Raw genomic sequence first — 14104 nt, 5'->3', positions numbered from 1 at the left:
CGATGACGCATCCGAGCGTAGTACCCGACGGCGTGGAAACAATTGACTGACCGCACAAACTGTCCCATGGACGGGACTTTTTTCGGCGGAGGATGAGTAGGCGCTGGAAGCGTGTCCAGCGATGATTGTCGTCCGTCAACTAAGCTCGGTGCCCGTCCCGGCACCGTCGCCCAGCACCGCAGCATCGCCGAGGAGCGCCATGGTCGAGCCGAGCCGCCCGTTGCCGTACCAGCCCGGTGCGGTCAGCCTCTTTTTCGTCGCCAAGGCCGGCGTGTTCGCCGCCGGCTTCTGGATCTGGCTGCTGGTGCTCGCGCTGCGCGGTGGGGCCGCCAGCGGTGTGCACGTGCTGGCCGCCACCGGTGCCACGACCACCACCCTGGTCGGCGTCGTGCTCGGGGTGCGGATGGCGTTGCAGCACAGCGCCGCGGTCCGGCACGCGGAGTTCAAGCGCCTGCTGGTGGACATCTCCTGGAACGCCTTCACCGCCGCCGGCAACGCCGAGAGTCCCGGCAAGGTGGTGCCGTTCCCGACCGCCTCACCCGAGGGCGAGCGCGGACCGTACCGGGGCGAGCGACCGTCCCCACTGGACCGTGCGATGTCCGCTGAACGTCCACTGGGCCGCGAGCGGGGCGCCGACCGGCGGCGCTAGCCCGTGACGACCGGGGCGTCCGTGGTGAGCAGGGTCTCCAGACGCGGGCTGACCTGCCACTGGTCGACCAGCTCCCGGTAGTCCCGGCGCTGTTCGGCCGTCGCCGCCGTGCCGGTCTGCCGGGCCCGGATCAGCAGGTTGCGCGGGGTGTGTCGGGAGTCGACGAACTCCACCACCTCGGCCCGGTAGCCGTGCAGCCGGAGCAGCCCGGCCCGCAGCGCGTCGGTGAGCACGTCGGCGAACCGCTCCCGCAGGATCCCCTGCCGGGTCAGCAGCTCGTACGGCGCCGGCGCGGGACGAGCCCGCAGCTGAGCGGCCACGTCGTGGTGACAGCACGGCGCGGCGAGCACCCAGCGGGCATTCCACCGCACCGCCCGGGCCAGCGCCTCGTCCGTTGCCGTGTCGCAGGCGTGCAGAGCAAGCACCAGGTCCGGTGCCGGCTCGACCACCGCGTCGGCGATCGTGCCGGCCACGAAGCGCACCCGATCGGCCCAGCCCAGCCGCTCGGCCAGCTCGGTGTTGCGCTGCCGCTGGTCCTCCCGGACGTCCACCCCGACCAGCTCGACGTCGAGCCCGCGCCCGGTCAGATAGCGGTAGGCGGCGAAGGTCAGGTAGGCGTTGCCGCAGCCCAGGTCCACCACCCGCAGCGTGCCGGTCAGCTCGTCGGGCAGGGTCGCGGCCAGCGCCCGGAGGAACGCGTCGACCTGGCGGCGCTTCGCCGCCGAGCCGCCGATCTCCGCGAAGATCGGGTCGCCCGGGTCCAGCAGGTATTCCTTCTCCCGGTCGTGCCCGCCGGGCGTCGCGGCCGACCGGGTCGCCGTGGCCCGGTGTACCTGGGCCTCGCCGGACTTGGTGACCCGCAGTTGGAGCGTCGCGTCGGCGGTCTCCACGTGCCAGTTGCCGAACGGCTCGGCCAGCAGCGCGTCCACCGCGGCAGCCGCGTCCGACCCGGGGGCGACATTCCGGGTGTACGGGCGGGCGCCGTCGGAGGTGGAGATCTGTAGCCGGGGCCCGGCCTTGAGGGTCACCGGCCGCAACTCGGCCCGGATCACCGAGGGGCGCTGCCCGCGCCGGCGTCCGGCGGCCACCGCCCGGGTCAGGGCGGGGTCGAGCAGCAACGCCCGGACCTCGGTCAGGGCGGCGTCCAGCGGTTCAGCCATTGCTCCATCATCCTGGTCGGTCGGTCCCGCCCAGCGGGTGCGGGCGGTGCGGCGCGGGCGCTGCCGTAGGGGCCGGAGACGGACATCCCCCGCACCGGGGCCGGTGCGGGGGATGCCGTACGTCGTGCGGGTGTCAGTCGGCGGTCGCCTCGGCCGGCGTACCGGCGCCGGAGCCACCACCGCGACGGCGCCGGCGGCGGCGCGGCTTCGCCGACGCCTCGCCCTCACCGGTCGCGGCCTGCTCGGTGGCCCCGCCCTCGGCGGTGATCACCGCGGTCGCCTCGCCCGCGACCACCTCGCCGGCCCGGCGGCGACGCCGGCGGCGCGGGGTGCGGGTGCCCTCCTCCTCGCTGGCGGCCTCGGCGGGTGCGGCGGCGTCCGACTCGGGTGCCGCCTCGCCGCGACCCCGGCGGCGTTCGCCCCGGCCCCGGCCCTCGCCTCGACCCTCGCCCCGGCTCTCGCCGCGACGGGAGCCTGAACCCCGGCCCTCACCGCGCCGGGACCGGCCACCGCCGAGGTCCTCCTCGACCTCGGCCGAGAGCCCGGCCCGGGTCCGCTCGGCGGTGGGCAGGGTGCCCGTCACGTCGCGGGAGATGTCCAGGTCGGTGTAGAGGTGCGCGGAGGTGTGGTAGGTCTCCGCCGGCTCCGGCATGTCCAGGCCGAGCGTCTTGTCGATGATCCGCCAGCGCGGCATGTCGTCCCAGTCGACGAAGGTCACCGCGACGCCGCTCGCCCCGGCCCGGCCGGTACGGCCGATCCGGTGGGTGTAGGTGTCCTGGTCTTCCGGGCAGTCGTAGTTGATGACGTGCGTGACGCCGCTGACGTCGATGCCCCGGGCCGCCACGTCGGTGGCGACCAGCGTGTCGATCTTGCCGGCCCGGAACGCCCGCAGCGCCCGCTCACGCGCGCCCTGTCCGAGGTCGCCGTGCACGGCCGCCACCGCGAAACCACGGAAGTCGAGGTCCTCGGCGACCCGGTCGGCGGCCCGCTTGGTGCGGGTGAAGATGATGGTCAGGCCGCGTCCCTCCGCCTGGAGGATGCGCGCCACGATCTCGACCTTGTTCATCGAGTGGGTGCGGTAGGCCAGCTGCTCGGTCTGCGGCGACGGACCCGTCTCGGCGGTGTGCCCGGCGTGGATCGTCACCGGCCGGCGCAGGAAGCGCCGGGAGAGAGTGACGATCGGGTCCGGCATGGTCGCCGAGAAGAGCATGGTCTGCCGGTCCTCGGGAAGCATCGCCAGGATCTTCTCGACGTCGTCGAGGAAGCCCAGGTCGAGCATCCGGTCGGCCTCGTCGAGCACCAGCGCGCGCACCCGGTCGAGCCGAAGGTGCTTCTGCTTCTGCAGGTCCATCAGCCGGCCCGGGGTGCCGACCAGGATCTCGACGCCCTTGCGCAGCGCCTCGATCTGCGGCTCGTAGGCCACCCCGCCGTAGATCGGCAGCACCCGGACGCCCCGGGTGCGGCCCGCGGCGGCCAGGTCCTTGGCGACCTGGAGGCCCAGCTCACGGGTGGGGACGACGACCAGCGCCTGGGGCACGCCGTCGCTGCCCTCGCTGGGCGCGAAGACCCGCTCGAGCAGCGGTACGCCGAAGCCGAGCGTCTTGCCGGTGCCGGTCGGTGCCTGGCCGATCAGATCGACGCCGCGCATCGCGATCGGCAGCGCGTACTCCTGAATGGCGAACGCGCGGGTGATGCCGGCCGCGGCCAGCGCGTCGACGGTCTCCTGACGCGCGCCCAGCTCGGCGAAGGTCGGTGCCTCCGGTCGTACCGGAGCGGTGGGGGCCAGCTCCTGGCCGCCCGGAATGCCTTGCGTCAACTCGCTCATGTGGATGTGGGGGTGCCCTCTCGTGGTGCGCCCCATCGTGTCCGCAGGGCGCGTTCGGTTTGGCGCGGGCCACACGGTCGGGGGGCGGATCGCCGAGCCGGACCGGGCCGCACGCGCGCCGCGGGCTTCACTTCGATGAGATCGGCGCCCACGGCAACTGCTCCATACTACCTGAACCGGCCGGACGCCGTCCTGATTCCAGGTCCGGGCCGAACGGCCGGGGCGATGATATGTGTCCCGGGTCACAGGGACAATCGGAGCGGCCGGGAAGGTTCCCGGCGGAAGGGACGAGCCGCCGTCGCGGGCCCCGCGGAAGGGCGCGGAACGGTAACCTGCGCTCGTGTCCGCGCCGACCACCCCCGGCACCGCCGTCACCGACCTGCTCGGCCTGGTCGCCCTCGGCGAGCTGCTCGCCTTCGAACGGATGGCCGCCGACGCGCGGCTCGCCCCCGACCTGCGCCGCCGCGCCGCCCTCGGCGAGATGGCCGCCGCCGAGATCGGCAACTACCGGCGGCTCGCCGACCGGCTGATCGCGCTCGGAATGTCACCCGAGGCGGCGATGGCGCCGTACGTGGAGCCGTTGCAGGGCTACCACGACTCGACGGAGCCGCGCGACTGGGCGGAAGCGGTCACCAAGGCGTACGTCGGCGATGCGATCACCGACGACTTCCTTCGGGAGATTGCCGGCGCGCTGGACGAACCGGACCGACAGTTGGTGCTCGACGTGCTGCACGAGTCCCGGTACGCCGAGTTCGCCGCCGGTGAGATCCGGCAGGCGATCGAGGCCGACCCGCGGACGGCGGACCGGCTCTCGATGTGGGCCCGGCGGCTGGTCGGCGAGGCGCTCTCGCAGGCCGACCGGGTCGCCGCCGCGGACCGGGGCGCGCTCACCGGGCTGATCGCGCAGGCGGAGCGGGTGGACGCGCCGGCCCTGTTCCGGCAGCTGACCGCCGCGCACACCGCGCGGATGGCCGCCGCCGGGCTGAACAACTGACCCCGGCCGTGGCCCGCCACCCGGGCCGCACCCGAGCCCGCCGGCCCGGCCACGCCACCGGCCCCGCGACGGGCGGGCTCGACCTCACCCGTCGCGGACGCCGGGAACGCTCAGCGGACGGTGAACCCGACCGCCCGGGGAGACGCCTCGGCGATCTCGACGTAGGCGACCTTGTCGACCGGCACGATGACCCGCCGGCCCTTCTCGTCGGTCAGGGACAGCGTGCCGCTGTTGTTGGCGAAGGCGTCGGTCACGATCTGCTCGATCTCGGCCGGCGACTGCGCGCTCTCCAGAACCAGCTCGCGCGGCGCGTACTGCACGCCGATCTTGACCTCCACTGTGCCTCCTCAACTGGGGCGAAATAGCCGCCGTGGGAAGGCTATCCGATCACGGCGGCGACGGTCAGGCTGACTCACCTTGCAGCGGGAAGCTGGCGATGCCACGCCAGGAGAGCGCCGCCACCAGCGCCTCGGCCTCGGCCTTCGGCACCTGACGGCCACGGGCGAGCCAGAACTGCGCGGCGGTCTCGGCGGCGCCGACCAGACCGGAGGCGAGCAGCTCGGCGTGGGCCCGGCTCACCCCGGTGTCGGAGATGATGGTGTCGGTGATCGCCGCGATGCAGCCCTGCTCGACCCGCTCCACGCGCTGTCGCACGGCCGGGTCGTTACGCAGGTCGGATTCGAAGACCAGCCGGAACGCCTCGCTCTCGTGGTCGACGAAGTCGAAGTAGGCGCGCACCGACGCGCTGACCCGCTCCTTGTTGTCGCTGGTGCCCTTCATGGCGTCCTGGACCTTGGCCACGATCGCGTCGCAGTGCGTGTCCAGCAGCGCCAGGTAGAGCTCCATCTTGCCGGGAAAGTGCTGGTAAAGCACGGGCTTGGAGACCCCGGCCCGCTCGGCGATGTCGTCCATCGCCGCCGCGTGATAGCCCTGCGCGACGAACACCTCCTGCGCCGCAGCGAGCAGCTGCTTGCGGCGCGCGGAGCGGGGCAGGCGGGTGGGCCGGCCGGCGGTCTGTGCACCGTTCCCCACAGCGGACATGGGAACCTCCGAGTTTCTCCGTACGAGCCGGCACTTATACCCCGAACCGGTCGGGCTCGATGACCCGTCGCGGAATTGGCCCGCCGCTGTAACTTATCGCCACTGTCACCACACGGTAGCCTCAGCGGGGGCAACCAAGGAGCGCGCGGTGAGTGAAGCAGGGCAACCCGGTGCCGCCACCCCCGGCGAGCACGGCGACGGGACGGGTCAGCAGGACGATCCGAACCGTTCCGGCGGCGGATGGGCGCCCCAGGCGGCTGGTTGGTCCGGCTCCGGCGAGGGTGTGTCCTCCCGGGAGGCCGCGCCGCGCTGGCAGCCCGACCCGGCCTTCGGCTGGGCGGCCTCCTCGCCCCGCCACGGCGATCTGCCCGCGCCGCTGCCCGGCGACACCGAGCCCCCGGCCCGCGTCAACGGGCACCGCACCAACGGGGTGGGACACGTCGCCGAGCACCCGACCGGCCGGCCGACGCCGGTGAGCGCCCCGCCCGGGCTGCCCGGCGACGACCGCCGCGAGCCGGGCGCCGATCGGCTGGTGGTCCCCGCCCAGCGTCCCGCACCGGCGGTCGAGCAGCCGCCCCGGCTCAGCGATCCGGAGACCGGCCCCGCCCGGCACTCCTCCGACGAGCAGCAGTTGCCCCGGCCGCCGCGCTGGGCCGAGACCGGGCGGCCGACCTCGGCGCCGCCCGCCGTCCAGGTTCCGCCGGTCGGCACGTCCGCCTCCGGTTTCGAGGTGCCACCGGGCTTCCACGCGCCCACCGCCGAGCGCTCCGCCGGTGACGAGGCGGCGGAGCCGCGCGGCTGGGGCGACGCCTATCCGCCCGGTGGGGAGCGCCGCCCGGCGCAGCCACGGGCCGCCGCCGAGCCGCCCGCTGCCACCGAGCCACCAGCCGGCGAACCGGACTGGTCCGGGCCGAGCTGGAACCGGCCGAGCTGGGGGGCCGGCTGGGCTCCGCCGTGGTCGCGCCAGGGCGACGAGCCGACCCGGCGTCCGGGCCACGAGGGCGAGGAGCCGGCCGCGCGCCGGGTCCACGAGCACGACGAGCCGGCCGGGCGTCGGGCCCGGGAGGGCGAGGAACCGACGGGCCGCCGGGCCCGCGAGGAGGGCGCGCCCGCCTGGGCCGCCGAGCCGCAGCAGCCGTACGAGCCGGTGCGGGCCGAGCCCGGCCAGCCGTACGAGCCGGTGCGCGCCGAGACCGCCCGGCCCTACGAGGTCACCCGTCCCGAGCCGGAGCCCGGCTACGCCGCCGAGGCCGACCGGCGCACGCCGGGGGAGCGGCCGGCCTGGGCCGGTGGGCGTCCGGCGGCCGCGCCGAGCAGCGCCCCGCCGGAGCCGGCGAGCGCGCCGCCCGCCGCCGTGGAACGGCCGTCCTGGGCCACTGAGCGCCCGACCGTGCGGCCGCCGTCCGAACCCCTGCCTGAGCGACCGTCCTGGGCCTCCGCCCCGCCGAGCGGTACGACGCCGAGCAGCGCCCCGCCCGCCCCGCCGTCCAGCGCCCCGCCCGCCCCGAGCAGCGCCCCACCGGCGCCGTCCAGCGCACCGCCGGCGGCCGTGCAGCGGCCGTCCTGGGCGGGTGGCCCGGGTGGCGTGTGGTCCGCGCCGCCCGACCGGCCGTCCTGGGCGGCTGGTGCGGGACCGACGAGCACTCCGCCGGCCGCCGTCGACGTGCCCGCCGACGACGCCCCGGACGTCGCGGAACTCCGCGCCGCCCGACCGTTCCGCCTCCGGCCGGAGGGCGGCGACCCGGCCGAGCCGTCGGTCCCACCGAACGCCACCCCGCCGGCCGCGCCCCGCGATCCGGGGGCCGGCCCCCGCACACCGAGCCTGCCCGGCGAACCGCCGGCACCGACCGGCCCCGCCCGGGCCGCCGCCACGAGCGCAGCCGGGCGCAACCGTCCTTCGTACGCGCCCGCCCCGACGAGCGCACCGCCCTATGCGGCCCGCCGATCCGCCCCCGAACCGGTAGCCGCGGCCGAGCCGGCCGACGAGCGCCGGCCGGACCCGACGGCGGCGGTGCTGCCGCAGCGCGTCCCCGCCGAGCCGGACGTGCCCGTCGTGCCGGAGCCGCCAGCCGTGGAGCCACCCGCCGAGACCCCGGAACTCGCCCGCATCGCTACCCACCTGCGTCGCGACGACGAGCCCGCCCCACCTCAGGAGCGGCCCGAAGGCTTCGACGTCAACGCGATCCTCGGCGCCGTACGCGAGGTGGCCGGCGTCCGTGACGCCTCGCTGCGACGCACCCCGGCGGGCGCCCACAGCCTTCGTCTCGACCTGTCCGACGGCGCCGATCCGGCCGAGGTGAGCCGGCAGGTCGCCCGCCTGCTCCAGGAGCGGATGGGGCTCGCCGCCGCCCCGCAGGACGTGCCCGGAGTTCCGCCGCAGCCACCGCCGCCGGTCCGCCGACGCGGTGCCGAGCCGCCCGTTCCGCCGCAGACGAATGAGCGGCGCGGCGAAGGCCGGGCGGCCGAACGCCGCGTCGAGGGCCGCGCGGCAGCGGGCGGCCCGGCCGGTCGCCGGACCGCTGAGGGAGTCGAGGGCCGCGCGGTGGCGGGCGGCCCGACCGGTCGTCGGACCGCTGAGGGACAGACCGTCGAGGCCACGCCGTCGGCCGGGGAGGCTCCCGCCGCGGTGGAGGCCGGCCGGCCACCGCGCGCCGAGCCGGAGACGCCGCGCCGCCGCCGGCAGCCCGGGTCGCCGCGAGGTCGGGCCACGGTGGAGGAGACGCCCGGCGCCGCCGCGCAGGTCGGCATGGCCACCGGCAGCCCGGCGACCATCGGGGCGTCGTACTCCGGGGGGCAGCTGACCAGCACGGAGAGCGCGCCGTCCCGACCGCTGGACACCGGCGGGGTGCCCGGTCCCCGGGTCGTGATCGACCACGTCCAGGTCAGCACCTTCGGGCTGGACGCCACCGTCGAGGTACGCCTCAACGCCGCCGACGAGAGCGCCGCCGGTTACGCCACCGGGCCGGCCGTCGACGGGTACGTCCTGCGGCTCTGCGCGGTGGCCGCCGCGGCGGCGGTGGACGAGTTGCTGCGCGGGCCGGGCAACGCCGAAGGCGGGCGCTGTTTCGTGGAGCACGCCGCGGTGGTGCCGTTCGGCAACTGCGAGGTGGCCACGGTGGTCGTGCTGCTGGTCTGCGACGGGTGGGTCGAGCAGCTCGCCGGTTCGGCGCTGGTGGCGGGCGATCCGCGCCAGGCGGTCGTCCGGGCCACCCTGGCGGCGGTCAACCGTCGACTGGAGGCCCTGCTGGCTTGAGCATTCCGGGGGAGACTGAAGCGATGAAGCGCGCCAGCCTCTGCCCGGAGTCCCGCCTTCCCGATCACCAGGTTCCGCCGCCGTGGCCGGGGCGGCCGGTCCGCCTCGACGGGGTGGTCACCTACGTCCGAGACACCCCGGCCACCGGCCCCGACGCGGAGCCGGCCCTCTACGTGCACGGCCTGGGCGGTTCGTCGCAGAACTGGACCGACCTGGCCGGGCTGCTCGCCGATCGGCTGGACGGCCAGGCCATCGACCTGCCCGGCTTCGGTCGCAGCGAGCCTGGTCGGCGCTACACCATCCCCGCCTTCGCCGAGCGGGTGGTCCGGTGGATCGAGCACTCCGACCGTGGCCCGGTGCACCTGTTCGGCAACTCGCTCGGCGGGGCGATCTGCGTGCAGGTGGCGGGCCTCCGCCCCGATCTGGTGCGGACGCTGACCCTGATCTCCCCGGCACTGCCCTTCCTCGACTTCCGACGCTCGTTGCAGGGGCGGATGCTGCCGCTGCTCGCCCTGCCCGGGGCGGAGCGCCTCGCCGCCCGGCACCTGACCCAGCTCGCCCCCGAGGTGATGGCCCAGCAGGTGCTGGAGGCCTGTGTGTCCGACGTCAGCCGGATCTGCGAACAGCGCCGGCAGGAGGCGGTGGCGGAGATCCTGGTCCGCTACCAGGCCGAGCACTACGCGGCCGCGTACGTCCGGACGTTCCGTGGGCTGGTCTCCAGCTTCCTGCGGTCGTACCTGCCCGGACCGGGGTCGCTGTGGCGGCTGGCTCGGGCGGTGCGGGCGCCGACGCTGGTCGTCGGGGGCCGGCAGGACCGGTTGGTCGACGTCCGGGTCGCGCCGCAGACCGCCCGGGTGATCCCGGACAGTCGGCTGCTCATGCTCGATGGTGTCGGCCACGTGGCGCAGCTCGAGGTGCCCCGGCTGGTGGCCCGCGCGGTGCTGGCTCTGCTCGCCGAAACGGAGGAGTCCGCGCGCCGGTCTGATCTGGCAGGCTGAGCCGGATGCCCAGCTCACCGCCGCCCCGCGCGGCCGATCCGGTCCCGCCGGCCGCCCGTCGCCCGGTCGGTCACGGGCCACCGGCCCGCCCCGCCGGCCCGGGCGGATCGCGCTCCGGTGCCCGGCCACCGCGCCGCCGGGGCGGGCTGCTCCAGTCGCTTGCGCTGCTCGCCTCGGCGTTGCTGGCCGTCGGGGCGGCGGTCACGGTGGTCGCCGAGCATCCGGAGGTCGAACCGGCCCGGGAGGTTCGCGAGGAGGCGTTGCCGCTGGTGGCCGCGCCACTGGCACCGGTCCCTCCGCCGTCGCCCACCCCGTCGCCGTCGACCGCGCCACGGCCGGTGTTCCAGCTGTCCGGGTCGTTCCCGTCGGCTGGCCCCGGGCGGTTCGGCTACGACGAGCGCACCGGGCCGGTGCTGGGTGAGGCCGGGCAGGTGCAGCGCTACCGCGTCGCGATCGAGTCGGGCAGCGGCGAGGACGCCGCCGAGTTCGGGCAGGCGGTGCAGGTCGCGCTGACCGGGCCGGGCAGCTGGGTGGACAGCCGCCGGCTGCGGTTGCGTCAGGTGCCGGGTGACGCCGACGCGCACTTCACGGTCTACCTGGCGACGGCTCGCACGGCGGGGCAGATGTGCGCCAGGGGTGGCGTCGACATCCGGATCAACGGTCGTCCGTACACCTCCTGCCGGGCACCGGGCAAGGTGATCATCAACCTGGACCGTTGGCGGCTCTCCGTCCCGCACTTCGTCCGGGCGCGGATCCCGTTGTCGGTGTACCGGACGTACGTGGTCAACCACGAGGTCGGGCACCAGTTGGGGCACCGTCACGAGCGCTGTCCCGGCAGCGGCCGGCCGGCGCCGGTGATGATGCAGCAGACCCTTTTCCTGAACGGTTGTGTGGCCAACCCGTGGCCATACCGGAACGGCCGCCGCTACGCCGGCCCGTCGTTGTGATCTGATCCCTTGCCCTCTTTGTCGTTTATTTGGCGATTCATGCCCGTTATGGCGAAGAGGATGCTTCGCAATTGCGGCGGCATTGGCGTTAAAAGCGAGGAAATGCCCGTTTAATCTGGCACGCTGGGATTCATGACGTCGTCGTCCCCTTACGGCCCGCCTGGCCGTACCGGCCGCCCGTCCAGTCCGCACCGGCGTGCCGCGCTGGTCCGGATGTACCGGCGTCGCCGTCGCGCCGTGCTGCTCACCCTGGTGCTGCTCCTGGCGGCCGCCGTCGGGGTCGCCGTCGCCCGGACCGGTGCCCCGCCGCCGGCCCCCGCCGGCCAGGTCCAGCTCCCCCAGGGGGCTGGGGCGCACGCCGCGCCGCACGTCGTCCCCTCGGCAGGCGCGGGCCGGTTCAGCGTCGCCGAGGGCCGCACCGAGGTGCGGGGCGAGGACGGCCCGCTGCGCCGCTACCGGGTCGTCGTCGAGCAGGGCACCGGTCAGGACGCCGACGCGTTCGCGGCCACCGTGGACGAGACGCTGGGCGACCCGCGCAGCTGGATCGCCTCGGGGGAGCTGCGGGTGCAGCGGGTCGCCGAGGTGGCCGCCGCCGACTTCACCGTCTACCTGGCCACCCCGGTGACCTCTGAGCGGATGTGCGCCGAGGGTGGGCTGAGCACCGAGGGCTACACCTCCTGCCGGCTGCCCGGCCAGGTGATCATCAATCTGGCTCGCTGGATGGAGGCCGTGCCCGACTACGGCGCCCCCCTCTCGGTCTACCGGACGTACGTGATCAACCACGAGGTCGGGCACGAGTTCGACGAGGGGCACGAGGCCTGCCCGGGACCGGGCCGGCCGGCGCCGGTCATGCAGCAGCAGACGTACGGCCTGGACGGCTGCCTCGCCAACGCCTGGCCCTACCTCGACGGCCGCCGGTACGCGGGCGAGATCGTGCCCTGACCCGCCGGTCCACGCCGCGCTGGACCCAGGCATCGGTGGTTGGCTTTATTCCCGGTCCCGGATGCCGGGCTAGGTGTCCTCCCTCATGGCCGACCGGGCCCCGCCCGAGCGACAATGGCGCGGTTCAGACCGCCGATCCCGGGGAGTCCACCGTGTCGTTGCCCCCGCTCGTCGAGCCCGCCGCCGAGCTGACCGTAGACGAGATCCGCCGCTACTCACGCCACCTGATCATTCCGGACGTCGGGGTCGAGGGGCAGAAGCGGCTGAAGAACGCCCGGGTGCTCTGTGTCGGCGCCGGCGGCCTGGGCTCGCCGGCCCTGATGTACCTCGCCGCGGCCGGGGTCGGCACCCTCGGCATCATCGACTTCGACACCGTCGACGAGTCCAACCTCCAGCGCCAGATCATCCACGGTGTCTCCGACATCGGGCGCTCGAAGGCCGAGTCGGCCGCCGCGAGCATCCGCGAGATCAACCCGCTGGTCAACGTGGAGATCCACAATACCGCGCTGGACCGGGAGAACGTCCGGGAGATCTTCGCGCAGTACGACCTGATCGTCGACGGCACCGACAACTTCGCCACCCGTTACATGGTGAACGACGCGGCGGTGCTGCTCGGCAAGCCGTACGTCTGGGGCTCGATCTACCGGTTCGACGGCCAGGCGTCGGTCTTCTGGGCCGAGCACGGCCCCTGCTACCGCTGCCTCTACCCGGAGCCCCCGCCGCCCGGCATGGTCCCCTCCTGCGCCGAGGGCGGCGTGCTCGGTGTGCTCTGCGCCTCGATCGGCGCGATCCAGGTCACCGAGGCGATCAAGCTGCTCACCGGGATCGGTGAGCCGCTGGTCGGCGGGCTGATGGTCTACGACGCCCTGGAGATGTCGTACCGCAAGATCAAGGTTCGGAAGGACCCGAGCTGCGCGCTCTGCGGCGAGAACCCCACCGTCACCGACCTGCTCGAGGACTACGAGGACTTCTGCGGGGCGGTCTCGGTCGAGGCGCAGGAGGCGACGGTCGACGCGACCATCACCGCCCTGGAGCTCAAGGAGTGGCAGGACGCCGGCAAGGACATCTTCCTGGTCGACGTGCGGGAGCCGGCCGAGTACGACATCGTCCGGATCCCCGGCTCCACGCTGATCCCGAAGGGCGACATCCTCTCCGGCGATGCGCTCGCCCGGCTGCCGCAGGACCGGCAGATCGTGCTGCACTGCAAGTCCGGCGTGCGCTCCGCGGAGGCGCTGGCCGCGCTCAAGGCGGCCGGGTTCCGGGACGCGGTGCACGTCCAGGGCGGCGTGCTCTCCTGGATCAAGCAGGTCGACCCGGCGCTGCCCGCGTACTGACTGTCACGTCGAAGGGGTCCTTCCGGCACCGGAAGGGCCCCTTCGCGTACCCGGGGTGGGCGGTGTGACCTCGGCCGAGCTACCGAGGCGAAATCGCGTTTGCGCCGGTAGCGTGTCCGCCGTGGTCGACTTGGACGCCGCGATCGGCTTCGTCGTGGCTCACGGAGATGCGGTGGAGCGTGCCCGCCTCTCCCGGCTCCGTACCGGCGCGCCGACGCCGCCGGAGCTGCTCGACATGGCCGAGGCCGGGCAGTCGCCCGACGGCGGGTGGCCGGCGACCCTGGACGGCGACATCGCCTCGGTGGACGCCACCTGCTTCCGGCTGGCCGAGCTCGACGACCTCGGCGCGCTCGGCCGGCCCGCCGCCCGCAAGGCGCTGGACTGGCTGGCCGCCCGGCAGCTCGCCGACGGCGGATGGGAGGAGGACGAGTCGCTGGCCGGCGTGGCCCCGTCCTGGGCCCGGCCCGGCGACCCGGAGGCCCGCTTCTTCCTGACCGCGAACGCCGGCTACTGGCTCGCCGTCGCCGGCCGGGACGCCCGAGCCGGCGGCCCGCTCGACAGCCGGGTGGGTGGGGCGTACGCCGGAGTGGTGCACGGCGCGGCGGAAGCGCTCGCCGGGCAGCTGGGCCCGGACGGCAGTTGGCCGTCGTACCTGCCGGCGGGGTGGCTGAGCGCGGCCGTCTTCCACGGGCAGCATCGCTACGACGAGTCGGCTCGGATCCTGGTGGCGCTCGCCAGCCGGCTGCCCGGGATGTCCGCGGCGGACGCCGCCTGGCTGGCCGCGACGCTGCGCCGGGTGGACCTCGACGGCACCCACCCGACGATGCTGGCGGCCCACCGCCGGCTGGCCGAGACACAGCGCAGCGACGGTGGGTGGGAGAGCGACGACGGGCACCAGTTCGACGTGCACACCACCCTGGCCGCCATCCGCGGCTGCCGCTGAGCCTCGGGCGTCCGTCCG

General features: G+C 74.8%; 12 protein-coding genes. 8 read left to right on the top strand and 4 right to left on the bottom strand.

Translation table 11 applies throughout. From position 1 onward, the window contains the following. The first annotated feature begins 199 nt into the window (after nucleotides 1-199). Complete coding sequence (locus ACIP9D_RS16865; protein ID WP_350875550.1) at nucleotides 200-649, top strand: hypothetical protein; 450 nt, start codon at nucleotides 200-202, stop codon at nucleotides 647-649. On the opposite strand, the gene ACIP9D_RS16860 is transcribed toward ACIP9D_RS16865, so the two are convergent. Further along, entirely contained in the window at nucleotides 646-1809 is a 1164-nt protein-coding gene (locus ACIP9D_RS16860; protein WP_350875548.1) for an SAM-dependent methyltransferase, read from the bottom strand. The genes ACIP9D_RS16865 and ACIP9D_RS16860 overlap by 4 nt on opposite strands. A gap of 133 nt (nucleotides 1810-1942) precedes the next feature. Continuing rightward, nucleotides 1943-3634 carry a DEAD/DEAH box helicase gene (locus ACIP9D_RS16855; RefSeq protein WP_350875546.1) on the bottom strand — a complete coding sequence of 564 codons (1692 nt, stop codon included), beginning with the start codon at nucleotides 3632-3634 and terminating at the stop codon, nucleotides 1943-1945. 340 nt (nucleotides 3635-3974) lie between these two features. Between ACIP9D_RS16855 and ACIP9D_RS16850 the strand changes: the two genes are divergently transcribed. Next, complete coding sequence (locus ACIP9D_RS16850) at nucleotides 3975-4628, top strand: ferritin-like fold-containing protein (RefSeq protein ID WP_350875544.1); 654 nt, start codon at nucleotides 3975-3977, stop codon at nucleotides 4626-4628. 110 nt (nucleotides 4629-4738) lie between these two features. Here the strand turns inward: ACIP9D_RS16850 and ACIP9D_RS16845 are convergent, their stop codons facing one another. Then, complete coding sequence (locus tag ACIP9D_RS16845) at nucleotides 4739-4966, bottom strand: DUF3107 domain-containing protein (protein WP_350875542.1); 228 nt, start codon at nucleotides 4964-4966, stop codon at nucleotides 4739-4741. A 64-nt stretch (nucleotides 4967-5030) separates the two neighbouring features. Continuing rightward, nucleotides 5031-5669, bottom strand: coding sequence for a TetR/AcrR family transcriptional regulator (locus ACIP9D_RS16840; protein WP_350875540.1), 639 nt, complete (start codon nucleotides 5667-5669; stop codon nucleotides 5031-5033). Nucleotides 5670-5817: 148 nt separating this feature from the next. Here ACIP9D_RS16840 and ACIP9D_RS16835 point away from each other — a divergent pair, with 148 nt between their 5' ends. From ACIP9D_RS16835 to ACIP9D_RS16810, 6 genes are all read left to right on the top strand, one after another. Further along, on the top strand, nucleotides 5818-8922 hold the full coding sequence (locus ACIP9D_RS16835; RefSeq protein WP_350875538.1) for a hypothetical protein: 3105 nt from the start codon (nucleotides 5818-5820) through the stop codon (nucleotides 8920-8922). Nucleotides 8923-8945: 23 nt separating this feature from the next. After that, a complete protein-coding gene (locus ACIP9D_RS16830) occupies nucleotides 8946-9920 on the top strand; it encodes an alpha/beta hydrolase (RefSeq protein ID WP_350875536.1) in 975 nt (324 codons plus the stop codon). Between the two features lie 5 nt (nucleotides 9921-9925). Then, a complete protein-coding gene (locus ACIP9D_RS16825) occupies nucleotides 9926-10867 on the top strand; it encodes a DUF3152 domain-containing protein (RefSeq protein WP_350875534.1) in 942 nt (313 codons plus the stop codon). Nucleotides 10868-10999: 132 nt separating this feature from the next. After that, nucleotides 11000-11809: a DUF3152 domain-containing protein gene (locus tag ACIP9D_RS16820; RefSeq protein ID WP_350875532.1), complete on the top strand. Its 810-nt coding sequence runs from the start codon at nucleotides 11000-11002 to the stop codon at nucleotides 11807-11809. Between the two features lie 152 nt (nucleotides 11810-11961). After that, the gene (gene moeZ, locus ACIP9D_RS16815; RefSeq protein ID WP_350875530.1) at nucleotides 11962-13143 is read left to right on the top strand and encodes an adenylyltransferase/sulfurtransferase MoeZ; all 1182 of its coding nucleotides are present in this window, start codon (nucleotides 11962-11964) and stop codon (nucleotides 13141-13143) included. 64 nt (nucleotides 13144-13207) lie between these two features. Next, nucleotides 13208-14086 carry a prenyltransferase/squalene oxidase repeat-containing protein gene (locus ACIP9D_RS16810; RefSeq protein WP_400450168.1) on the top strand — a complete coding sequence of 293 codons (879 nt, stop codon included), beginning with the start codon at nucleotides 13208-13210 and terminating at the stop codon, nucleotides 14084-14086. The last annotated feature ends 18 nt before the right edge of the window (nucleotides 14087-14104 follow it).

Source organism: Micromonospora sp. NPDC093243 (assembly GCF_044753725.1).
Lineage (GTDB): Bacteria > Actinomycetota > Actinomycetes > Mycobacteriales > Micromonosporaceae > Micromonospora.
This window is presented reverse-complemented; position numbering and strand designations above follow the sequence as displayed.